Below are 20,668 nucleotides of genomic sequence, written 5' to 3'. Positions count from 1 at the left end.
CACCGCGGGGCCCGTGCGCCGTCGTGAGCCGGGTGGCGCGCGCCACGCCGTCCGCTTACGGCGCGAGGAACGGTCCGGCGGCGACGGCATCGAGCGCCGCTTCGAGGTGACGCTCACGGCGAAGCAGCTCGCCCGGCTCGACCCGCCGCCGGTGGGCGCTCAGTAGACGTCCCGCACGTAGCGCTTCTCGGCGACCAGCTGCTTGCGGAAGGCGCGGGCCCCCTCGTCGTCGAGCTTGCCGTGCACCCGCGCGATGGTGAGCAGCGCCTCGTCGACGTCGGTCGCCATCCGGGCCGCGTCCCCGCAGACGTAGAAGTGCGCGCCGTCGCGCAGCCAGGACCACAGCTCGGCGCCGTGCTCGATCATCCGGTGCTGCACGTAGACCCGCTCCCGCTGGTCCCTGGAGAAGGCCAGGTCGAGCCGGGTGAGGAAGCCGGAGCGGAACATGTCCTCCAGCTCGGCGCGGTAGTAGAAATGCTGCGTGGCGTGCTGGTCGCCGAAGAAGAGCCAGTTGCGGCCGGTGGCGCCGAGTGCGCGGCGCTCGTGCAGGAAGCCGCGGAAGGGGGCGATGCCGGTGCCGGGGCCGACCATGATCATCGGGGCGGTGCGGTCCAGCGGCGGGCGGAAGTGCGGGGCGCGCTGCAGGAAGATCGGCACCCCGGAATCGGCCCGGTCGGCCAGGAAGGTGGAGCAGACGCCGCCGCGCTCGGCGTAGCGCACCACGCCGACGGTGAGCTCCACCTCGTGCGGGCTCACCCGCGGGCTGGAGGAGATCGAGTACTGCCGCGGTTGCAGCTTCTTCAGCGCGCATAGCCACTCCACCAGGTCGGCCCGGACCGGGAAGTCGCGCAGCACGTCCACCGCCTGCTTGTCCCAGAGGTAGCCCTCGAGTTCGTTGCGGTTGTCCCGGCGCAGCAGCTTGGCCAGCTGGTTGTTGCCCGGGTGGTGCTCGGCGACGAAGGTGAGCAGGTCGTTGCTCACCCGGGTGATGTCGTAGCGGGTGGCGAGCGCCTCGGCCAGCGGGAGGTCGGCGCCGTCCACCTCGACCGGGCGGGTGCCGTCCAACCCCGTGGTGGCGAGCCACTCGGCGACCAGGGCGTCGCCGTTGCGCGGCCAGATGCCGAGCGCGTCGCCCGCCTCGTAGCGCACGTCGAGGTCGCGCAGGTCGAAGCCGAAGCGGCGGACCTCCTTGGTGCTGCCCGCGGAGAGCACCTCGTTGCGCACGAGGGGCGCGTGGACCGGCGCGTTGCGGGTGAAGCGCGCGGGGTGCTTCGCCGGCCGCACCGCCGTCGCCGTACCCGCCCGGCCCGCGGGGGCACCGGCGAACGCGCCGCCGACGGGGAGGCCGCGGCCGGCAGCGCCACCCCCACCGGCACGTGGGCCACCGGCACCGACGGGCACCCGGCCCGCCCCGGCCGGCGCACCGCCGCCCGCATCAGCGGAGATTCCGCCCAAACCAACCGGGAGCCCGCCCGCACCAGCGGGCACCCCGCCCGCACCAGCGGGGATGCCCCCCGCACCAGCCGGGATGCCGCCCGGCCCGGAGGGGGCGGCCCCGTCCGGAGCGAAGTCACCACCCGGCGGATATCCGCCGCCACCCTCCGGCGCACCGGACCCCACCGGCCCCCCGCCGGACCCGAGCGCCGCCAGCACCGCCTCGAACCAGGCATCCGCCGCCTCGGCGTACTCCGGCTCACTGTCGACCCTGGTCAGCAGCCGCTGCGCGCCGCGGGCCGCGAAGGTCTCGTCGAGCTTGCGCCCGTGCCCGCAGAAGTCGTCGTAGGCGGAGTCGCCGAGCGCGAAGACCGCGTACCGCATGCCGCTGAATCGCCCGGGGTGCTCGGCCAGCCGCTCCCAGAAGTCGCGGCCGTTGTCCGGCGGCCCGCCGTCGCCGAAGGTGCTGCTCACCACCAGCACGTCGCCGCCGAGCTCGGCCGGGTCGCAGCCGTCCATATCCCGCAGCCGCGGCGTGAAGCCGGCCGCGCTGAGCCGGGCGGCGGCATCGGCCGCCAGCTCCTCGGCGGTGCCGGTCTGCGAGGCCCAGAGCACCGTCACCGTGCGCTCCGGCACGGCCTCGACGGTGTCGCCGGTCGCCCGCGAGTACATCCCGGCGAGCAGCCCGTCGATCCACATCCGGCTGCCCGGCGAGATCGGCGCGGTCTCGGGCAGCACCGGCTGCCCGGTCACCGGGAGCGCCTGCAACGCGGCGAGGTAGCCGGAGAGGTAGATCCGCTCGGCCTCGCTCAGCGTCGGGGTGGTGCCCTCCAGCCCGAGCACGGCGGCGAGCGGGTGCGCCTCGGGGGCCGGTTGCGGCGCGGGCCGCGGCGCGGCGGGCACCCGGCGCAGCGCCACCGCGCACGCCTTGAACTCCGGCTGCAGCGATTCCGGGTCCACCGCGTCGCTGGTGACGGCATTGATCGTCAGGTACTCGCCGTGCTCGTCGTTCCAGTGGAAGGGCGCGAAGCAGTCGCCCGGCCGCACCCGGTCCGAGATCCGCGCGGGCAGCACCGCCCGGCCCCGCCGCGAGGTGATCTCGATCCCGTCGCCGGGCCGGATCTCCAGCCGCTCGGCATCGGCCGGGCAGATCTCCAGGAACGGCTCCCCGGTGAGCTTGGTCAGCTTGCCGATCCGCCCGGTCTTGGTCATGGTGTGCCACTGGTGCTGCAACCGGCCGGTGTTCAGCAGGAACGGGTGGTCGTCGTCGGGCATCTCCCTCGGCGGCATGTGCGGGCGCGCGAGGAAGACCGCGCGCCTGCTCGGAGTGGCGAAGGCGAGCCGGGGGGTGGTGCCGTCGGCATCGGTGAACAGCGTCTGGCTGACCCCGTCGTTGACGTAGCGGATGGGGTTGCGCGGCCGCTCCGGATCCGGGCACGGCCACTGCATCGGCCCGCTCCGCAGCGCCTCGTGGCTCATGCCGCGCAGGTCGTAGCCGGTGGCCGGGTTGGCGAAGCCGGTGATCTCGGCGAATACCTCCGCGGCCGTCTCGAACTCGAACCCGGGGAACCCCATGGCCCGCGCCACCTGCGCGATCAGCAGCCAGTCCGGCCTGGCGTCGCCGCGCGGCGGCACCGCCTGCCCGAGCAGCGTCACCGTGCGCTCGGAGTTGACCATGGTGCCCTCCGCCTCGGCCCAGAGCGTGGCGGGCAGCATGATGTCGGCGTAGGTGTTGGTCGCGGTCGCGGCGTAGGCATCCTGGGTGATCACCAGCTCGGCGGCCTCCAGCCCGGCGATCACGGTGGTCCGGTTGGCCACCGTCGCCACCGGGTTGGTGCAGATGATCCAGGCCGCCCTGATCTTCCCGGCGCTCATCTCCCGGAACATCTCGATGGTGCCTGGCCCGGCCTTGTCCCTGATGGTGCCGGGCGGCAGCTCCCACGCCGTCTCCACGAAGGCGCGATCGGCGGGGGAGAGCAGGCTGCGCTGGCCGGGCAGCCCCGGCCCCATGTACCCCATCTCCCGCCCGCCCATGGCGTTCGGCTGGCCGGTGAGCGAGAACGGCCCGCTGCCGGGGCGGCAGATGGCCCCGGTGGCGAGGTGCAGGTTGACGACGGCATTGGTGTTCCAGGTGCCGTGCGTCGACTGGTTCAGCCCCATGGTCCAGAGCGACATCCACTCGCCCGCCTCGGCGATCCACCGCGCCGCGGTGCGGATATCCGGCTCGGCCAGCCCGGTGAGCTCCGCGACCCGCTCCGGCGGGTAGTCCGCCAGGAACTCCGGCATCGCCTCCCAGCCCTCGGTGTGCGCGGCGATGAACTCGGTATCGATCGCGCCGTCGGCCACCAGCAGGTGCAGCAGGCCGTTCAGCAGCGCCAGGTCGGTGCCGGGCGCGATCTGCAGGAAGAGGTCGGCGCGGTCGGCGGTCTCGGTGCGCCGCGGGTCGACCACGATGAGTTTGGCCCCGGCCTTGAGCCGGTCGGCCATCCGGAGGTGCACGATCGGGTGGCAGTCGGCGGTATTGGCGCCGATCACGAAGAACAGGTCGGCGGCGTCGATGTCGTCGTAGGAGCCGGGCGGGCCGTCGGCGCCGAGCGACTGCTTGTAGCCGGTGCCCGCGCTGGCCATGCAGAGCCGGGAGTTGGCCTCGATGTGCACCGTGCGCAGGTACCCCTTGGCCAGCTTGGTGGCCAGGTACTGCGCCTCCAGCGACATCTGCCCGGAGACGTACAGCGCGACGGCGTCCGGGCCGTGCTCGTCCAGGATGGCGCGCAGCCGGGCGGCGGCCTCGGCGACGGCGTCGTCCACCGGCACCGGCTCCGGCTCACGGTCCCGCGCCGGACGCCGCAGCGCGGTGCCCATCCGCCCGTCCGTGCGCATGAGCTCGGCGTGCGTCGCGCCCTTGGTGCAGAGCCTGCCCGCGTTCGCCGGGTGCAGTTTGTCCCCGGCGACCTTCGCGATCACCGGAACGCCGCGCTCGACCCCGGTCGCCACGGTGATGCCGCAGCCGACACCGCAGTACGAGCACTGTGTGCGCACCGTATCCGCTTCCCGCATGGAGTCCATGGTGCTGCGGCGCGGTTGCGCGGTTTTTACCCGACGTTATCGTCAGGTGACATTCCGCCTCACCGAGGCGATTTTCTCCGGTGAGCTGTGGTGCGAATCACGAAAGCGCAGGTCAGCCGAGGTTGAATCCCCGGTGCAGAGCGACTACGCCGCCGGTCAGGTCGCGCCACTTCACCGCGGACCACCCCGCCTCGGTGATCCGCCGCGCCAGCTGCCGCTGGGCGGGCCAGGCCCGGACGGACTCGGCGAGGTAGACGTAGGCGTCCGGGTTGCTGCTCACCGCGCGCGCCACCCGGGGCAGCGCCTTCATCAGGTACTCCATGTAGATCGTGCGGAACGGCCCGAACACCGGCGTGGAGAACTCGCAGATCACCAGCCGCCCGCCGGGCTTGGTGACGCGCAGCATCTCGCGCATGGCCAGGTCGATGTCGGCGACATTGCGCAGCCCGAAGGAGATGGTGACGGCGTCGAAGGAGGCGTCGGCGAAGGGCAGCGCCATGGCGTCGCCCGCCACCATCGGCACCTGCCTGCCGCGCCCGGCGGCCAGCATGCCCTGGGAGAAGTCGGTGGCGACGCACCAGGCGCCGGAGCGGCGCAGCTCCACCGTGGAGACGCCGGTGCCCGCGGCCAGGTCGAGCACCCGCTCGCCGGGGCGCGGATCGAGCGCGCGCCTGGTGGCCCAGCGCCAGTACCGGTCCTGCCCGGCCGAGATCACGGTATTGGTGAGGTCGTACCGCTTCGCGACCCCGTCGAACATCGACGCGACCTCGTCCGGCCGCTTGTCCAGCGATGCCCGGATGGATTCGCGCTGTCCTGTTTTCGCCACACCGCGACCCTATCCGGTCACCGGTGTTTCACCCTTCAGGCCGTGTGTGACGTGCGCTCGGAAAAGCCGGTGACCGCGGTGTAATGCGCCATGAGCTGGTCGCAGACGGCGGGCCAGGTGCGGTGCAGCACCGACTTGCGGGCCGCGGTGGCGTACCGGGCGCGTAGCGCCCTGTCGCGCAGCGCGGCGACCGCGCTCGGCAGCAGCTCGGTGAAGCGCGGCACCGGGAGCAGGTAGCCGTTGCGGCAGTGCGCGACGAGGTCGCGCGGGCCGCCCGCGTCCGGCCCGATCACCGGGACCCCGGCGGCCAGCGCCTCCTGTACGCCCTGGCAGAAGGTCTCGTGCTCGCCCGGGTGCACCATGACGTCCAGGCTCGCGTACGCCTCGGCCAGCTCCAGCCCGCCCAGCTCGCCGGTGAAGATCGCGCCGGGCAGCAGCTCGGCGAGCCGCGCCCGCTGCGGGCCGTCGCCGACGATCACCAGCTGTACCTCGGGGTCCCCGGCGAGCACCGCCAGCCGGTCCACGTGCTTCTCCGGCGCCAGCCTGCCGACGAAGCCCACCAGCATCCGCTCGGTGCCGCCGAGCCAGCGTTCGCGCAGCTCCCGGCTGCGCCGTGAGGGCGCGAAGCGGGCGATGTCGACGCCTCGGCCCCAGCGGTGCACCCGCGGGATGCCGTGCGCGGCCAGATCGGCGGCGGCCGCGCTGGAGGGCGCCAGCGTGCGGGTGGCGCCCTCGTGGATGCGCCTGGTCCAGCCCCAGGCGGCCCTGGTGGCCAGGCTCAGGCCGTAACTCTTGGCGAACCCGGCGACATCGGTCTGGTAGACGGCGATGCTCGGCAGGTCGAGCCGCAGCGCCGCGCCCAGCCCGCCCGCGCCGAGCAGGAAGGGCGAGGCCAGGTGCACCACGTCGGCGTCGAACGCGGCGATGGCGGCGGTGATGCCCGGCTGCGGCAGCCCCACCGGCAGCGAGCTGATCTTCGGCACCATGACCGCGGGCACCCGGTGCACCGGGAATCTGCCCTGGTGACTCGGTGCGGGCGGCAGGCCGCGCACGGTGTCGGGCGCGACCACGAGGGCGTCGTGGCCGAGCCGATCCAGATGGTCGAGCACCCGGAGGACGGAGTTCGTGACACCGTTCATGTTCGGCGTGAACGATTCCGCGACGATGGCTACGCGCACGGCTCCAGCGTCGCAATTCCGGTGGCCGGAGGTGCCACGGCTTCGTGAAGGGCGCGGAAAGTTCGGGCGAACGCTCAGTTCTCCCCGCGCCTGCGGAGGTACCACAGCAACGGCAGAGCGATCAGCCAGGCGACCACGATCACCGACCCCGCCGGGATGATCGCCACCCTGGCGTCCCGGCCCGCCACCCGCACCAGGTCCGGGTCGGCCCGGTTGTACTCGACATTGATGTTCTGCCCCGCGGTCAGGTTGGTCGGGTACAGCACCCCGACCTTGGGGTTGTGCGTCACGCCGTCCGGTGTCACGTACATGACGGCCGAGCGCAGCCGCCCGGCGGAGAGCACCTCGGCCGTGGTCACGCCGCGATCGGAGCTGATCAGGTAGTCGTTGCGGAAGGCGGCGAGCACGAGCAGCACCATGAGCACGCTGATCGCGGCGGCGATCACGAGCACCGTCAGCCCGCCCCGCCCCAGCGAACCCGAACGCGCCACGCGGAGGCTGGTTTCCGACACCGGGCCAGGTTAATGGACGGGTCCGCTAGCGTGTGCGCCCATGTCCCGCACCTATAGCTTCACCGTGCCCTATTCCGCCCCGGTGACCCTGCTTCACCGGGCATACACCGATCCCGAGGCCTGGCGCGCGCGCTTCGCCGAGGCCAAGTCCGCGAATTACGAGCTCGACCACCCCGATGGCGCGGGTAGTATCCGCATCCACATGTCCGAGAAGGTCGGCGGCGACGCCGTGCCCAAGGTGGTCCGCTCGGTGCTCGGCCGCGAGTTCACCCTGGAGCGCACCGACATCTGGAATCCGCTGGCCGGCGAGCGCGCGACCGGCTCGTTCACCGCCGCCACCACCGGGGTGCGCGGCGAGCTCTCCGGCGACTACCTGCTCCGCCCCACCGCCGAGGGCGCCGTGCTGGAGATCAGCGGTCAGGCCAAGTTCGACGTCCCCGTGGTCGGCGGCGCGCTGGAGCGCATGGTCGAGCAGCTGCACCAGCGCGTGGTGCAGAACGAGCGGGAGTTCTTCGCGACGTGGCTCGCCGAGCACCCCGAGGGGTGAGGCTCAGGCGAAATCGGCGGGGGTGAACTCCTTCCGCTCCACCAGCACCAGCCAGTTCCCGGAGTTGTCCCGCATGACGGCCTCGACGCCGTAGGGGCGCTCGGCAGGCGGCTGCACGAACTCCACGCCCTTCGCGGTGAGCTCCTCGAAGGTCTTCTGGCAGTCGTCGGTCCGCAGGCCGAGCGCCCCGTGCGTGCCGTTGGCGAGCGCCCGGCGAATGGCCTCGGCCAGCTCCGCGTCGAGCGGCGGGCCGGGCACCATGAGCGTGACCTCCAGCTCCGGGTGGTCGGGGTGCACGATGGTGAGCCAGCGGAAACCGTTCTCACCCATGCTGATGTCGGTGGCCTCCACGAAGCCCAGCTTCTCCAGGTACCACTGCTTGGCGGCGTCCTGATCGGTGACGTACACGGTGACCAGGGAAACATTGGTGATCGTCATACCGCCGAGGCTAGGAGCCGGGGCCCGGCTCCCGCTTCTCCGGAATTGCGGTTCTGTCCGACAGCCCGTGCATGAAGACGTAGCAGCCGGGGATGCGCGGCGCCCCGTCGGCGAACTTGGCCTGGTAGTCCGAGGGCGCGACCCCGACCAGCGCGCGGAACCGGCTGCTGAACGAGCCGAGGCTGCTGTACCCGACCAGCATGCAGACCTCGGTCACGGTCAGGTTCGTCGCGCGCAGCAGGTCCTGCGCCCGCTCGATCCGGCGCTCGATGAGGTACGCCGCCGGGGTCCGGCCGTACACGGCGGCGAAGGCGCGCAGGAAGTGGAACTTGGAGACGCCCGCGGCCGCGGCGAGCGCGGTCAGGTCCAGCGGCTCGGCGTAGTGCCGGTCGGCCAGGTCACGGGCCCGGCGCAGGTGCGGAAGCAGCTCCAGCGGCGGCCGGGCGGCCATGTCAGGCGAAGGGGACGAGGTCGTCGGCGCGCATCGAGCCGCGCCCAGCGGTGCGCCACAGCCGGGCGGTGAGGTCGGTGTCCTCGTCGGTCACCAGGTTGCCCATCACCCGCACCGCGGTGCGGCGCAGCAGCGCCGAGCGCATGAGCGGCGGCCCGCCCAGCGGCACCATCCGCGGGTGCGTCGCCATGCCCGCGATCCGCCGCGCCACCGAGAAGGTGCGGCCGTAGCGGGCGCGCAGCAGCTCCGGCCAGACGGCGCTCAGGTCCGGCTCGTCCAGCAGCGCGGCCAGCATGTGCCCGCCCTCAAGGCCGTAGTCGATACCCTCGCCGTTCAGCGGGTTCACGCAGCCGGCGGCATCGCCGACCAGCGCCCAGTTCGGCCCGGCCACGTTCGAGACGGCGCCGCCCATCGGCAGCAGCGCCGATGCCACCGCGCGCAGCTCGCCGGAGAATTCCCACTCCGCCCTGCGTAGCGCGGTGTAGTGCTCGAGCAGCGGCTTGAGCGCGATATGCGACGGCCTGCGCTCGGTGGCCAGCGAGCCGACGCCGATATTCACCTCGCCATTGCCGAGCGGGAAGATCCAGCCGTACCCCGGCACCAGCGCGCCGTCGGCATTGCGCAGCTCCAGGTGCGAGGTGATCCACTGGTCGGCGCTGCGCGCCGAGCGAATGTAGGCGCGCGCCGCGGTGCCGTAGGCGAAGCGGCGGTGCCAGCTGCGGCCCAGTTGCTTGCCGATCGGCGAGCGCACCCCGTCCGCCACCACCAGGGTCCGGCAGCCGATGGTGTGCGTGCCGGAGCCGGTCTTGACCGTGACCCCGCGCACCACCGCGCCGTCGCGCACCACCTCGACGGCCTTGGTGCCGTCCAGCATGCGCGCCCCCGACTTCACCGCGGTCTGCCGCAGCGTGTCGTCCAGCTCGGTGCGCGGTACCGCGCTGCCGTAGGTCGGGAACGACCCGCCCGGCCAGGGCAGCAGCTCCTCCCGGCCGAAGCCGGACATCCGCAAACCGTGGTTGACGGTGTGTGCGCGCAGCCACGGCCCGAGCCCGAGGTGCTCCAGCTCGGCGGTGGCGCGCGGGGTGAGGCCGTCGCCGCAGGTCTTGTCCCTCGGGAAGACCGCGCCGTCGATCAGCAGCACGTCACGGCCGTCCCTGGCCGCCCAGGCCGCGGCCGCGGAGCCCGCGGGGCCCGCGCCGACCACGAGCACCTCGACCGCGGCGGGGATGACGTCCGGTGCTTCCATGGCTCCATCCTCGCAGGGCCGCGGCCCCGCGCAAGTGACGGTGTTCATGGGCGGCCGTGACCCGACACGCTAGGTTCTCTACCGTGGGGTCGGACGCGTCGCTGGGAGAAGAGATGAGCACATCGGCTGTGAGCTCGGGGAGCACGGTGGTGGCCGGCGTGGAACTCGGCGACGAGAAACTCGCCGAGACCGTCCGCACCGGTCTCGCCGCCGTGGAGAACCTGCTGGTCGAAGAGCTCTCCGACGGCGCGAGCTTCCTGCAGGAGGCCGCGCTGCACCTGGCCAGGGCGGGCGGCAAGCGGTTCCGCCCGCTCTTCACCGTCCTCACCGGTCAGCTCGGTCCGCGCCCCACCGACCCGGACCTGATCACCGCGGGCACCGTGGTCGAGCTGGTGCACCTCGCGACGCTCTACCACGACGACGTGATGGACGAGGCGCAGATGCGCCGCGGCGCGCCGAGCGTCAACGCCCGCTGGGGCAACAGCTTCGCCATTCTGGCGGGCGACTACCTCTTCGCGCACGCCTCCCGGCTCACCTCCACGCTCGGCCCGGACGCGGTGCGGATCATCGCCGAGACCTTCGCCGAGCTGGTCACCGGCCAGATGCGGGAGACCATCGGCGCCACCGAGCGGCAGGACCCGGTCGAGCACTACCTGCGCGTGGTCTGGGAGAAGACCGGCTCGCTGATCGCCGCCGCCGGGCGCTTCGGCGGCACCTTCTCCGGCGGTGACCCCGAACACGTCGAGCGGCTGGCCCGGCTCGGCGACGCGGTCGGCACCGCCTTCCAGATCTCCGACGACATCATCGATATCTCCTCGGCCGCGGAGCAGTCCGGCAAGACGCCCGGCACCGACCTGCGCGAGGGCGTGCACACGCTGCCGGTGCTCTACGCGCTGCGCGAGGAGGGGCCGGTCGGCGACCGGCTGCGCGCCCTGCTCGCCCGCCCGCTGCGCAGCGACGAGGAGGTGAGCGAGGCGCTCGCCCTGCTCGCCGGCTCGCGCGGCCTGGTCCAGGCGGGGGAGAAGCTGCGCGAGTACGCCGAGCTGGCCTACGCCGAGCTGGCCGCGCTGCCCGCGGGCCCGGCCAACGACGCCCTGGAGCAGCTGGTCCGCTACACCATCGAGCGCGTCGGCTGAATCACCCCGATCGCCGGACCCCGCGCGGAACTCCGCGCGGGGTCCGGCTCGTTGTGGTCTACGTCAGCGTGAATGTGAAGGGGGATCGCGGGGGCGAGGAGCGAAATGCACGGGCACGGATACGCCAACGGATTGAAGACCTTCGGCCTCATGGTCGGGCTCTCCGCCCTGATCGTGCTGGCAGGCGCCCTGTTCCGAAATCCGGCGATCCTGGTGATCGCGGTGCTCATCGCCGTCGGCACCAATGCCTACGCGTACTTCAACAGCGACCGGATCGCGCTCAAGGCCATGCACGCGCAGCCGGTCTCCGAGCTGGAGGCGCCGGTCATCTACCGGATCGTCCGTGAACTGGCGACCACCGCCCGCCAGCCCATGCCGCGGCTCTACATCAGCCCGACCAATGCCCCGAACGCCTTCGCCACCGGCCGCAGCCCGCGGCACGCCGCGGTCTGCTGCACCAGCGGCATCCTGCAGCTGCTGGACGAGCGGGAGCTGCGCGCGGTGCTCGGCCACGAGCTCTCGCACGTCTACAACCGCGACATCCTGATCTCGTCGGTCGCGGGCGCGCTCGCCGCGGTGATCTCCGGGCTGGCGAACCTGGCCTACATCACCTCGTTCTTCGGCGGCAACCGGGACGGCGGGCCGAACCTGATCGGGGTGCTGCTGCTCTCGCTGCTCGGCCCGATCGCCGCCGCGCTGGTCAAGCTGGCCGTCTCCCGGTCGCGGGAGTACCAGGCCGACCAGTCCGGCGCCGAGCTCACCGGCGACCCGCTGGCGCTCGCCTCCGCGCTGCGCAAGCTGGAGCGCGGCACGCAGGCGGCGCCGCTGCCGCCGGAGCCGCAGCTCACCGCGCAGTCGCACCTGATGATCGCGAACCCGTTCCGGGTCGGCGAGCGGGGCGCCCGGCTCTTCTCCACGCACCCGCCGATCGCCGACCGGATCGCCCGGCTGGAGGAGCTGGCAGGCCGCCGCTAGCGGTAGTTCACGAACTGCAGCGCGATCCCGAAGTCCTCGCCCTTGAGCAGCGCGATCACCGCCTGCAGATCGTCCCGCTTCTTGCTGCTCACCCGCAGCTCCTCGCCCTGCACCTGGGCCTTGACGCCCTTCGGTCCCTCGTCCCTGATCTTCTTGGTGATCTTCTTGGCGTGCTCGGTGTCGATGCCCTGCACCAGCGTCCCGGTGATCTTGTAGATCTTGCCGGAGACGGCGGGCTCGCCCGCCTCGAACGCCTTGAGCGAGATGTCCCGCCGGATGAGCTTCTCCTTGAAGACCTCCAGTGCCGCCTTGACCCGCTCCTCGGCATCGGCGCTGAGCACCACCTTGTCGTCGCCGGACCACTCGATGGCGGCGCCGGTGCCACGGAAGTCGTACCGGGTGCCCAGCTCCTTCGCGGCCTGCTGCAGCGCGTTGTCGACCTCCTGCCGGTCGACCTTGCTCACGACATCGAACGACGAATCGGCCACGCTCTGCTCCTGTCCCCGAGGTATGTATGCACCGGCAGATTAGCGCGCGTGACCTGGCGGTTTGCAATGCGGGGGGGCCCACGCGGTATTCTGCTCCACGCACTGCGGTGCGCACGGCAGATTGCCCGAGCGGCCAATGGGAGCGGACTGTAAATCCGTCGGCGAAAGCCTACGTAGGTTCGAATCCTACATCTGCCACCCCGAAGTCCCCGCCGATCCGATCGGCGGGGACTTCGTCGTTCAGCCCCTTTGACCAGGCGATTTGGTGCCGTGACGGGGGTGTGTGTAACCTCGTTCAAGACTTCGAGCCACCGAGTCGGAGGGTCTCTCCAGTTCGGTGTGCCTGTAGTCATGCCCCCTTAGCTCAGTCGGCAGAGCGTTTCCATGGTAAGGAAAAGGTCAACGGTTCGATTCCGTTAGGGGGCTCGCAATTCCCGTGCACATGGCGGTGTAGCTCAGTCGGTAGAGCAAACGACTCATAATCGTTGTGTCGCCGGTTCAAGTCCGGCCATCGCTACCAATAGAGAGAACGCACCGAACACCGGAAAGAAGGCAAAGCCGTGGCCGCGAAGTCCACTGATGTCCGGCCGAAGATCACCCTGGCCTGCGAGCAGTGCAAGCATCGCAACTACATCACCAAGAAGAACCGGCGCAACGACCCCGATCGGCTGGAGCTGAAGAAGTTCTGCCCGAACTGCGGCACGCACCGGGCGCACCGCGAATCGCGCTGAGCCGGCACGCGTGACCACTGCCGCGTGAACTGCCCGCCGGGGTCGGACATCTTGTCCGGCCCCGCTCGCGTTTCCGGACCGTGGCGGCAACCGTCCGACGAGATCCCGGCGTCCGGGGTCAGATAGGTACAGTCCCCCTCGTGACATCGAACACCGGCACCACCGAAGTGGCCTCCGAACTCGATCCAGCCGCGCACGCGGCGGCGATGGTCGGTCATCACTACCGCGTCGACGACTACTACGAGGTCGGCCGCGAGAAGGTGCGCGAGTACGCGCGGGCCGTGCAGGACTACCACCCGGTGCACTGGGAGGAGGATGTCGCCCGCGAGTACGGCTACCCCGGGCTGCTCGCTCCGCTCACCTTCATCTCGCTGGTGGGCATCCTGGCCCAGCGCAAGCTGTTCGAGAACGTGGTCACCGGCTACGACCTGAGCCAGATCATGCAGACCGACCAGGTGCTGGAGTTCCACCGCCCGATCGCGGTCGGCGACAAGCTGATCTGCGACGTCTACCTGCACTCGTTCCGGCAGGCGTTCGGCGGCGACATCATCGTCACCAAGAACATTGTCTCGGACGCGGCGGGCGAGCTGGTGCTCACCACCTACACCACGCTGGTCGGCCGCAGCGGCGGCGATATCGACCCGAACCTGAACGAGGCCGTCCGCAAGGTGCTCATGCACGGCATGGGCGACGAGGAGCCCCCGCACCGCGCGCCCACCGTCGCCGCCGCGCCGATGCCGCCCGCCGACGGCATCACCGCGAGCAGGCACGCGCTCTCCCTCGCCGATGTCGAGGTCGGCGCCGAGCTGCCGCCGCGCACCGTCCGGCTCACCCGCGGCGACCTGGTGAACTACGCGGGCGTCTCCGGCGACGCCAACCCGATCCACTGGAGCGACGAGGTCGTCAAGCTGGTCGGGCTGGACGACGTGGTCGGCCACGGCATGCTCACCATGGGGCTCGGCGGCGGCTTCGTCACCTCGTGGCTCGGCGATCCGGGCGCGGTCAAGGAGTACAACGTCCGGTTCACCAGCCCGGTCTTCGTCGGGGCCGACGAACCCGCCGAGATCGAGTACACCGGTAAGGTGAAGTCGGTGGATCCGGAGACCAGGACCGCGGTCGTCGCCATCGTGGCGAAGTCGGCGGGCCGCAAGATCTTCGGCCGCGCCACCGCGACGGTGCAGCTGTCCTGACCTGCGGCTCGGTACCGGATTGGCTTATCGGGTGGACGGTAACGTACACTCGGGAATCTGGGATCACCGGTCGTAGCGCGCTGCTCTGAGGAGTGGCGCGCGTGTTGTGTGAGACCGAGGCGACAATTTCATATGGGAACTGTGGTCGGGCCCGAGCTCTCGGGCCGCAGCGGTCCGACCGAAGGGGCGTAGCTCAACTGGCAGAGCAGCGGTCTCCAAAACCGCAGGTTGCAGGTTCAAGTCCTGTCGCCCCTGCCCTGAATGCCGGCGACGAGAGAGGATCGACGTGAGCGACGAGCGGGATACTCGCCACGGCGCGCATGCGTCCGACGACGGTGAGGACACCGCCGCATCGACTCGGCCGAGCGGAAAACGGTCCGCGCGGCGGAGCCGTGCCGTCTCGTCGTCCGACACCGGCTCGGTGGCCACGATCGAGCGTCCGGCCGCCAAGCCCGCCGGCAAGGCTCGGCGCGAGGGAACGGGCAATCCGTTCAAGCGCCTGATCAAGTTCCTGCGCGAGGTCGTCGCGGAACTGCGCAAGGTGATCTGGCCCAACCGGAAGCAGATGGTCACCTACACGATCGTTGTTCTGGTGTTCGTGGTCTTCATGGTCGCGTTCATCGCCGGGATCGATCTGGCGTTCATCAAGGGTGTCGACTGGCTGTTCGGCTGACCGGCCGTCCGGCCGGGCGGGACGACGCCGACACCGGGAGCCGATCCCAGGGAAGCCGGGCGGCGTGATCCGCCGTGCCACTCCGGCAGGCAGAAGATGTTTGTGACGACACAGGAAGCGAGCGCACCGGTGACCACCCCGGAGAACGACACCAGCGACGAGTTCCCGGCCGACCCCGCGGAGTCCGTCGAGGATTCCGTCGTCGCCGGTGCGGACGAGCAGGACGCCGCCGCATCGGACGAAGCGGCCGAGCTCGAGGAGACCCCCGCCGCCGAGCCGGAGCCGGCCCCCGCCGTCGCCGATGAGCCCGCGGACCCGGTCGCCGAGATGAAGGCCGCGCTGCGCCGCGCCCCCGGCGACTGGTACGTCATCCACTCCTACGCCGGCTACGAGAACAAGGTGAAGACCAACCTCCAGACCCGCGTGCAGAACCTGGACCTGGAGGAGTACATCTTCCAGGTCGAGGTGCCGACGGAGGATGTCACCGAGATCAAGAACGGCCAGCGCAAGAACGTCAGCCGCAAGGTGCTGCCCGGCTACATCCTGGTCCGGATGGAGCTGAACGACGAGTCGTGGGGCGCGGTGCGCAACACCCCCGGTGTCACCGGCTTCGTCGGCGCGACCTCACGGCCCTCCCCGCTGTCCCTGGACGACGTGGTGAAGTTCCTGGTCCCGGCGGCGCAGCAGCAGAAGAAGCCCGCTGCCGCCGCGGCCGCGCAGAACCAGGATTCCGGCACCGACGCCGCGCCGAAGCCGGTCATCGAGGTCGACTTCGAGGTCGGCGAGTCGGTCACCGTCATGGACGGCCCGTTCGCGACGCTGCCCGCCAGCATCTCGGAGGTGAACGCCGAGCAGCAGAAGCTCAAGGTGCTCGTCTCGATCTTCGGCCGGGAGACCCCGGTCGAGCTGGCCTTCACGCAGGTCGCGAAGATCTAGTACTTGCAGAGCCGCTCTGTAGGAAAGCACGACTGACAACCCGAGGAAAGAAAGATGCCCCCCAAGAAGAAGAAGCTCGCCGGGATCATCAAGCTGCAGATCCAGGCCGGCCAGGCGAACCCCGCCCCCCCGGTGGGTCCGGCGCTCGGCCAGCACGGCGTCAACATCATGGAGTTCTGCAAGGCGTACAACGCCGCGACCGAGTCGCAGCGTGGCAACGTCATCCCGGTCGAGATCTCGGTGTACGAGGACCGGTCCTTCGACTTCAAGCTGAAGACCCCGCCGGCCGCGAAGCTGCTGCTCAAGGCCGCCGGTGTGCAGAAGGGCTCGGCCGAGCCGCACCGCAACAAGGTCGCCACGGTGACCCTGGACCAGGTGCGCGAGATCGCCAAGACCAAGCAGGAAGACCTGAACGCCAACGACCTGGAGCAGGCGACCAAGATCATCGCCGGCACCGCCAGGTCGATGGGGATCACCGTCCAGGGCTGAGCGAACTCCCGCTCGCTCCCCGTGGGAGGGCCGGCCAGGCCCGCACACCACAGCTGAACTGATACGACAGGACACAGAGAAACATGGCAAAGCGCAGCAAGGCGTACCTCGCCGCGGCCGAGAAGGTCGATCGCAACACGCTCTACTCCCCGCTGGCCGCCGCGAAGCTGGCCAAGGAGACCGCCACCACCAAGACCGACGCGACCGTCGAGGTCGCCGTCCGGCTCGGTGTGGATCCCCGCAAGGCCGACCAGATGGTCCGCGGCACCGTCAACCTGCCGCACGGCACCGGTAAGACCGCGCGCGTCATCGTGTTCGCGGCGGGCGAGAAGGCCGCCGAGGCCGAGGCCGCCGGTGCGGACGCCGTCGGTGCCGAGGATCTGATCGAGCGGATCCAGGGCGGCTGGCTGGACTTCGACGCCGCCATCGCCACCCCGGACCAGATGGCCAAGGTCGGCCGGATCGCGCGCGTCCTCGGCCCGCGCGGTCTGATGCCGAACCCGAAGACCGGCACGGTCACCAACGACGTGACCAAGGCCGTGGCCGACATCAAGGGCGGCAAGATCAACTTCCGCGTCGACAAGCAGGCCAACCTGCACTTCGTCATCGGCAAGGCCTCGTTCGACGATGCCAAGCTCGTGGAGAACTACGGCGCCGCGCTGGACGAGATCCTGCGCGCCAAGCCGTCGACCGCGAAGGGGCGCTACGTCAAGAAGGTGACGGTCTCGACGAACACCGGCCCGGGCATCCCGGTGGACCCGAACCGCACCCGCAACCTCCTCGAGGACGACGCGTAGCCTCTCGGCTGCACGAAACCGCAGCGGCGGGAACGCGAATCGCGTTCCCGCCGCTGCGGTTTCCGGCCGTTTTGGGATTTGCCCACGGCCTATGTAGACTGGACAACGGCGTGCGACGCGTTCGCACCCACCCCATTCGTTCTACCGAAGACCGTTGGTCGTCGATCCCGCGCGGGATCGGTCGAAGGTCCGGCCAGAGTGCCGGCGGCCCACGCAGGGAGATTCGAGGCCGGGATCCGTCTGCCGGACACGTCCGGCGCGGTCTTTCCTGTGCGCCCCGGAACGCGCTGCGTCCGGGGCGCTTGTTCTTTCGCCGGCCCTTTCGTTCGGTGGTACGTCACGTACCGACCATCGAGAGAGGAGGCGAAGTATGGCGAATGCCGAGAAGGTCACCGCGGTCGCGGAGATCACCGAGCAGTTCCGGAACTCGACCGCCACCGTGATCACGGAATACCGTGGTCTTTCGGTCGGCAAGCTGACCGAGCTGCGCCGGGCCCTCGGTTCCGAGGCCACCTACTCCGTCGCCAAGAACACCCTGGTCAAGCGCGCCGCCGCCGAGGCGGGCGTGGAAGGCCTGGATGAGCTTTTCGTCGGCCCGACCGCCATCACCTTCGTCACCGGCGAACCGGTGGAGGCGGCGAAGGCGCTGAAGGCGTTCGCGAAGGACAACAAGGCCCTCGTCATCAAGGGCGGGTACATGGACGGCGCGCCGCTGTCCGTGTCCGAGGTCGAGCGGATCGCCGACCTGGAGTCCCGCGAGGTGCTGCTGGCCAAGCTGGCCGGCGCGCTCAAGGGCAACCTGGCCAAGGCCGCCGGGCTCTTCGCCGCTCCCGCCTCGCAGGTGGCCCGCCTGGCCGCCGCGCTGGAGGAGAAGAAGCGTACCGAAGAGAACACTGCGGGCGCTTCCGCCGAGGCCGAGACCGCGGAGTAATCCGCCGGGTGGCCGTCGCCACCCACACCCAACCCACAAACCCTGAGAGGAACCACAATGGCCAACGTTGACGAGCTGCTCGAGACCTTCGGCAACATGACCCTGCTCGAGCTCTCCGACTTCGTGAAGAAGTTCGAGGAGAAGTTCGAGGTCACCGCCGCCGCCCCGGTCGCCGTCGCGGGTGTCGCGGCCGCCGGTGCCCCGGTCGAGGCCGAGGCCGAGCAGGACGAGTTCGACGTCGTCCTCGAGGGCGCGGGCGACAAGAAGATCCAGGTCATCAAGGTGGTCCGCGAGATCGTCTCCGGCCTCGGCCTGAAGGAGGCCAAGGACCTCGTCGAGAGCGCCCCCAAGGCCATCCTGGAGAAGGTCGACAAGGCCGCCGCCGATGCCGCCAAGGAGAAGCTGGAAGGCGCCGGCGCCAAGGTGTCGGTCAAGTAAGGACGGTCTTTTTCCGCCCCCAATCGGCGGAGGACACGCGAACGGGCGGTTCCCCTGGAGGGAACCGCCCGTTCGGCTTTTTCGGCCCATCCCGCGCCCACCTGCGGGGATGACGGCCACCGGCTGGGTTACTCACGAGTCAGGTAGGGGTGTGCCCGCTCGGAGACATGGGATACAGTGGCCCAACCCACTGTGATGTGACGCACCGGCCGCTCTTCGCCGGCTCCCACAGTGGACCGATCGCCGAAAACTGTGTGGAGGTACGCGTGGGCGTCGAGGTCAGGACCGAGGGAGTTACCAAGTCCTTCGGCTCGCAGCGGATTTGGCAGGACGTTTCGCTGACGCTGCCGTCCGGTGAGGTCAGCGCGCTGCTCGGCCCCTCGGGTACGGGCAAGTCGGTGTTCCTGAAGTCGCTGATCGGGCTGCTGCGCCCGGAGCGCGGGTCGATCTTCATCGACGGGGTGGACATCACCACCTGCTCCAACAAGCAGCTCTACGAGATCCGCAAGCTCTTCGGCGTGCTGTTCCAGGACGGCGCGCTCTTCGGCTCGATGAACCTCTTCGACAATGTCGCCTTCCCGCTGCGCGAGCACACCAAGAAGACCGAGTCCGAGATCCGGCAGATCGTGATGGAGAAGCTGGAGCTGACCGGGCTGGTCGGCGCCGAGGGCAAGCTGCCGGGTGAGATCTCCGGTGGTATGCGCAAGCGTGCCGGGCTGGCCCGCGCGCTGGTGCTGGATCCGCAGATCATCCTGGTCGACGAGCCGGACTCCGGGCTCGATCCGGTGCGTACCTCGTACCTGTCGCAGCTGCTGATCGATATCAATGCCCAGATCGACGCGACGATTCTGATCGTCACGCACAACATCAACCTGGCGCGGACGGTTCCGGACAATATCGGGATGCTGTTCCGGCGGCAGCTGGTGATGTTCGGCCCGCGCGAGGTGCTGCTGACCTCGGACGAGCCGGTGGTGAAGCAGTTCCTGAACGGCCGGATGATCGGGCCGATCGGGATGTCGGAGGAGAAGGACGAGACCCAGATGGCGCGCGAGCAGGCGCTGGTGGACGCCGGGCACCACCACGGCGGCGCCGAGGAGGTCGAGGGGATCATCCCGCAGATGCGGGCGACCCCGGGTATGCCGGTGCGTCAGGGTGTGCTGCGGCGACAGGAGCGGGTGCGCGAGATTATGCACACGCTGCCGCATGCGGCACAGTCTGCCATTCGTGAATCGTTCGACCAGAGCGACGAGACGCAAGTTATGGCGTACAGCACAGCGGATACGGACAAATTTCGTGTGCAGTCATACGACACCCCTGCTCGCCAGAACCTAACCAACGGGTAACATACGCGATCGTGAATTCCTCCGTGGCGCGGCTGCGGGCTCCGGTCGAGTCCGGCTTTGCACAGGCCGGCAATATCTTCGCCCTGATGCTCGACGTGTTCCGCAAGATGTTCCGGCGCCCTTTCCAGTGGCGGGATTTCATCGAACAGTCCTGGTTCATCGCCAGCGTTTCGATCCTGCCCAGTGCCCTCGTCGCGATTCCGTTCGGCGCGGTGGTGGCGCTGCAGACCGGCTCGCTCATCAAGCAGCTGGGCGCCGAGTCGTTCACCGGTGCGACCAGTGTGCTGGCTACGGTCCAGCAGGCCGCTCCGGTGGTGACCGCGCTGATCATCGCGGGCGCCGCCGGGTCGGCGGTGGCGGCCGATCTCGGCTCGCGCACCATCCGCGAGGAGATCGACGCGCTCGAGGTGCTCGGCGTCGATCCGATCCAGAAACTCGTGGTTCCGCGGGTGCTCGGGATGACTCTCGTGGCCGTGCTGCTGAACGGTCTGGTCTCGGTCGTCGGCATCGCAGGCGGCTACTTCTTCAACGTCCTGCTGCAGGGCGGCACCCCCGGTGCCTACCTGGCGTCGTTCTCGGCGCTCGCTCAGCTACCCGATCTCTGGATCGGCGAGATCAAGGCCGCGATATTCGGCCTGCTCGCCGGTGTGATCGCCGCGTACAAGGGCCTGCACCCCAAGGGTGGTCCGAAAGGAGGGCCGAGACTGTGCGCGACCAGGATCAGCTCGCCGCGCGCGGGCAGGTCGGCGCGCACGGCGTCGAGTACCCCGCGGCGCACCGCCTCGTCCTCCAGGTAGGCGGCGACGTCGCGGAAGATCGCGCGGATGAGCAGCGAGTCCAGCC

The 20,668-nt window shown here is 70.3% G+C and carries 22 protein-coding genes and 4 tRNA genes; 18 read left to right on the top strand and 8 right to left on the bottom strand.

The annotated features are described in order from the left end of the window. Positions 1-13 precede the first annotated feature (13 nt). Complete coding sequence (locus tag NH2_RS28780; protein WP_157103783.1) at positions 14-166, top strand: hypothetical protein; 153 nt, start codon at positions 14-16, stop codon at positions 164-166. Here the strand turns inward: NH2_RS28780 and NH2_RS14375 are convergent. From NH2_RS14375 to NH2_RS14360, 4 genes are all read right to left on the bottom strand, one after another. Beyond that, positions 160-4,491 (bottom strand): bifunctional nitrate reductase/sulfite reductase flavoprotein subunit alpha, encoded by a 4,332-nt coding sequence (locus NH2_RS14375; RefSeq protein ID WP_245650577.1) that lies wholly within the window; start codon positions 4,489-4,491, stop codon positions 160-162. The two genes, NH2_RS28780 and NH2_RS14375, sit on opposite strands and share 7 nt — an antisense overlap. 121 nt (positions 4,492-4,612) lie before the next feature. Continuing rightward, on the bottom strand, positions 4,613-5,326 hold the full coding sequence (locus tag NH2_RS14370; RefSeq protein WP_084505549.1) for a demethylmenaquinone methyltransferase: 714 nt from the start codon (positions 5,324-5,326) through the stop codon (positions 4,613-4,615). A 35-nt stretch (positions 5,327-5,361) separates the two neighbouring features. Next, a complete protein-coding gene (locus tag NH2_RS14365; RefSeq protein WP_067653690.1) occupies positions 5,362-6,504 on the bottom strand; it encodes a glycosyltransferase family 4 protein in 1,143 nt (380 codons plus the stop codon). Positions 6,505-6,578: 74 nt separating this feature from the next. After that, positions 6,579-7,016 carry a DUF3592 domain-containing protein gene (locus NH2_RS14360; protein WP_067653688.1) on the bottom strand — a complete coding sequence of 146 codons (438 nt, stop codon included), beginning with the start codon at positions 7,014-7,016 and terminating at the stop codon, positions 6,579-6,581. Positions 7,017-7,056: 40 nt separating this feature from the next. On the opposite strand from NH2_RS14360, the gene NH2_RS14355 reads away from it, so the two are divergent. Continuing rightward, the gene (locus NH2_RS14355) at positions 7,057-7,563 is read left to right on the top strand and encodes a DUF2505 domain-containing protein (protein WP_067653686.1); all 507 of its coding nucleotides are present in this window, start codon (positions 7,057-7,059) and stop codon (positions 7,561-7,563) included. Positions 7,564-7,566: 3 nt separating this feature from the next. Here NH2_RS14355 and NH2_RS14350 read toward each other — a convergent pair whose 3' ends face one another. The 3 genes from NH2_RS14350 to NH2_RS14340 are packed head-to-tail and all read right to left on the bottom strand — an operon-like array spanning position 7,567 to position 9,698. Further along, on the bottom strand, positions 7,567-8,001 hold the full coding sequence (locus NH2_RS14350) for a VOC family protein (RefSeq protein ID WP_067653684.1): 435 nt from the start codon (positions 7,999-8,001) through the stop codon (positions 7,567-7,569). Positions 8,002-8,011: 10 nt separating this feature from the next. After that, entirely contained in the window at positions 8,012-8,452 is a 441-nt protein-coding gene (locus NH2_RS14345; RefSeq protein ID WP_067653682.1) for a helix-turn-helix transcriptional regulator, read from the bottom strand. 1 nt (position 8,453) lies between these two features. Continuing rightward, complete coding sequence (locus NH2_RS14340) at positions 8,454-9,698, bottom strand: geranylgeranyl reductase family protein (RefSeq protein ID WP_067653680.1); 1,245 nt, start codon at positions 9,696-9,698, stop codon at positions 8,454-8,456. A 113-nt stretch (positions 9,699-9,811) separates the two neighbouring features. Here NH2_RS14340 and NH2_RS14335 point away from each other — a divergent pair, with 113 nt between their 5' ends. Beyond that, positions 9,812-10,834: a polyprenyl synthetase family protein gene (locus NH2_RS14335; protein WP_067653677.1), complete on the top strand. Its 1,023-nt coding sequence runs from the start codon at positions 9,812-9,814 to the stop codon at positions 10,832-10,834. A gap of 105 nt (positions 10,835-10,939) precedes the next feature. Then, the gene (gene htpX / locus NH2_RS14330) at positions 10,940-11,809 is read left to right on the top strand and encodes a zinc metalloprotease HtpX (RefSeq protein ID WP_067653675.1); all 870 of its coding nucleotides are present in this window, start codon (positions 10,940-10,942) and stop codon (positions 11,807-11,809) included. On the opposite strand, the gene NH2_RS14325 is transcribed toward htpX, so the two are convergent. Continuing rightward, positions 11,806-12,297, bottom strand: a complete 492-nt coding sequence (locus NH2_RS14325) for a YajQ family cyclic di-GMP-binding protein (protein ID WP_067653673.1) — start codon at positions 12,295-12,297, stop codon at positions 11,806-11,808. The two genes, htpX and NH2_RS14325, sit on opposite strands and share 4 nt — an antisense overlap. 115 nt (positions 12,298-12,412) lie before the next feature. Here NH2_RS14325 and NH2_RS14320 point away from each other — a divergent pair. The 14 genes from NH2_RS14320 to NH2_RS14255 all read left to right on the top strand — a co-directional run bounded on the left by NH2_RS14320 (position 12,413) and on the right by NH2_RS14255 (position 20,622). Then, a tRNA-Tyr gene (locus NH2_RS14320) sits at positions 12,413-12,495 on the top strand. Between the two features lie 155 nt (positions 12,496-12,650). Continuing rightward, a tRNA-Thr gene (locus tag NH2_RS14315) sits at positions 12,651-12,723 on the top strand. Positions 12,724-12,741: 18 nt separating this feature from the next. Further along, positions 12,742-12,817: transfer RNA gene (locus NH2_RS14310), tRNA-Met, on the top strand. Between the two features lie 40 nt (positions 12,818-12,857). Continuing rightward, the gene (gene rpmG / locus NH2_RS14305; RefSeq protein ID WP_011211653.1) at positions 12,858-13,028 is read left to right on the top strand and encodes a 50S ribosomal protein L33; all 171 of its coding nucleotides are present in this window, start codon (positions 12,858-12,860) and stop codon (positions 13,026-13,028) included. 140 nt (positions 13,029-13,168) lie between these two features. Then, positions 13,169-14,218, top strand: coding sequence for a fused (3R)-hydroxyacyl-ACP dehydratase subunits HadA/HadB (locus NH2_RS14300; protein WP_067653671.1), 1,050 nt, complete (start codon positions 13,169-13,171; stop codon positions 14,216-14,218). A gap of 182 nt (positions 14,219-14,400) precedes the next feature. Continuing rightward, positions 14,401-14,473: transfer RNA gene (locus NH2_RS14295), tRNA-Trp, on the top strand. 31 nt (positions 14,474-14,504) lie between these two features. Beyond that, complete coding sequence (gene secE, locus NH2_RS14290; RefSeq protein ID WP_067653669.1) at positions 14,505-14,891, top strand: preprotein translocase subunit SecE; 387 nt, start codon at positions 14,505-14,507, stop codon at positions 14,889-14,891. A 129-nt stretch (positions 14,892-15,020) separates the two neighbouring features. Next, positions 15,021-15,827, top strand: a complete 807-nt coding sequence (nusG, locus tag NH2_RS14285; RefSeq protein WP_067653667.1) for a transcription termination/antitermination protein NusG — start codon at positions 15,021-15,023, stop codon at positions 15,825-15,827. 54 nt (positions 15,828-15,881) lie between these two features. Continuing rightward, positions 15,882-16,316 (top strand): 50S ribosomal protein L11, encoded by a 435-nt coding sequence (rplK, locus tag NH2_RS14280; RefSeq protein ID WP_067653664.1) that lies wholly within the window; start codon positions 15,882-15,884, stop codon positions 16,314-16,316. 83 nt (positions 16,317-16,399) lie between these two features. Then, entirely contained in the window at positions 16,400-17,113 is a 714-nt protein-coding gene (gene rplA / locus NH2_RS14275; protein ID WP_067653662.1) for a 50S ribosomal protein L1, read from the top strand. A 370-nt stretch (positions 17,114-17,483) separates the two neighbouring features. Further along, positions 17,484-18,044, top strand: a complete 561-nt coding sequence (gene rplJ / locus NH2_RS14270) for a 50S ribosomal protein L10 (protein WP_067653660.1) — start codon at positions 17,484-17,486, stop codon at positions 18,042-18,044. Between the two features lie 57 nt (positions 18,045-18,101). Next, positions 18,102-18,482 carry a 50S ribosomal protein L7/L12 gene (gene rplL / locus NH2_RS14265; RefSeq protein WP_067653658.1) on the top strand — a complete coding sequence of 127 codons (381 nt, stop codon included), beginning with the start codon at positions 18,102-18,104 and terminating at the stop codon, positions 18,480-18,482. A gap of 266 nt (positions 18,483-18,748) precedes the next feature. Further along, on the top strand, positions 18,749-19,825 hold the full coding sequence (locus NH2_RS14260) for an ABC transporter ATP-binding protein (protein ID WP_174552834.1): 1,077 nt from the start codon (positions 18,749-18,751) through the stop codon (positions 19,823-19,825). An 86-nt stretch (positions 19,826-19,911) separates the two neighbouring features. Then, on the top strand, positions 19,912-20,622 hold the full coding sequence (locus NH2_RS14255; protein ID WP_245650589.1) for an MlaE family ABC transporter permease: 711 nt from the start codon (positions 19,912-19,914) through the stop codon (positions 20,620-20,622). Positions 20,623-20,668: the final 46 nt, after the last annotated feature.

Source organism: Nocardia harenae NBRC 108248 (assembly GCF_001612885.1).
GTDB classification, from domain to species: domain Bacteria; phylum Actinomycetota; class Actinomycetes; order Mycobacteriales; family Mycobacteriaceae; genus Nocardia; species Nocardia harenae.
Note: the sequence above shows the minus strand (reverse complement) of the source record. Positions and strands in the feature narration are given on the sequence as shown.

Bases quoted from the DNA above. Each gene is read 5' to 3' on its own strand.
- NH2_RS14350 (WP_067653684.1), bottom strand. From the start codon at position 8,001: ATGACGATCACCAATGTTTCCCTGGTCACCGTGTACGTCACCGATCAG.
- NH2_RS14375 (WP_245650577.1), bottom strand. From the start codon at position 4,491: ATGCGGGAAGCGGATACGGTGCGCACACAGTGCTCGTACTGCGGTGTC.
- NH2_RS14345 (WP_067653682.1), bottom strand. From the start codon at position 8,452: ATGGCCGCCCGGCCGCCGCTGGAGCTGCTTCCGCACCTGCGCCGGGCC.
- rplK (WP_067653664.1), top strand. From the start codon at position 15,882: ATGCCCCCCAAGAAGAAGAAGCTCGCCGGGATCATCAAGCTGCAGATC.
- rplA (WP_067653662.1), top strand. From the start codon at position 16,400: ATGGCAAAGCGCAGCAAGGCGTACCTCGCCGCGGCCGAGAAGGTCGAT.
- NH2_RS14340 (WP_067653680.1), bottom strand. From the start codon at position 9,698: ATGGAAGCACCGGACGTCATCCCCGCCGCGGTCGAGGTGCTCGTGGTC.
- rplL (WP_067653658.1), top strand. From the start codon at position 18,102: ATGGCCAACGTTGACGAGCTGCTCGAGACCTTCGGCAACATGACCCTG.
- NH2_RS14335 (WP_067653677.1), top strand. From the start codon at position 9,812: ATGAGCACATCGGCTGTGAGCTCGGGGAGCACGGTGGTGGCCGGCGTG.
- rplJ (WP_067653660.1), top strand. From the start codon at position 17,484: ATGGCGAATGCCGAGAAGGTCACCGCGGTCGCGGAGATCACCGAGCAG.
- NH2_RS14355 (WP_067653686.1), top strand. From the start codon at position 7,057: ATGTCCCGCACCTATAGCTTCACCGTGCCCTATTCCGCCCCGGTGACC.
- htpX (WP_067653675.1), top strand. From the start codon at position 10,940: ATGCACGGGCACGGATACGCCAACGGATTGAAGACCTTCGGCCTCATG.
- NH2_RS14255 (WP_245650589.1), top strand. From the start codon at position 19,912: ATGCTCGACGTGTTCCGCAAGATGTTCCGGCGCCCTTTCCAGTGGCGG.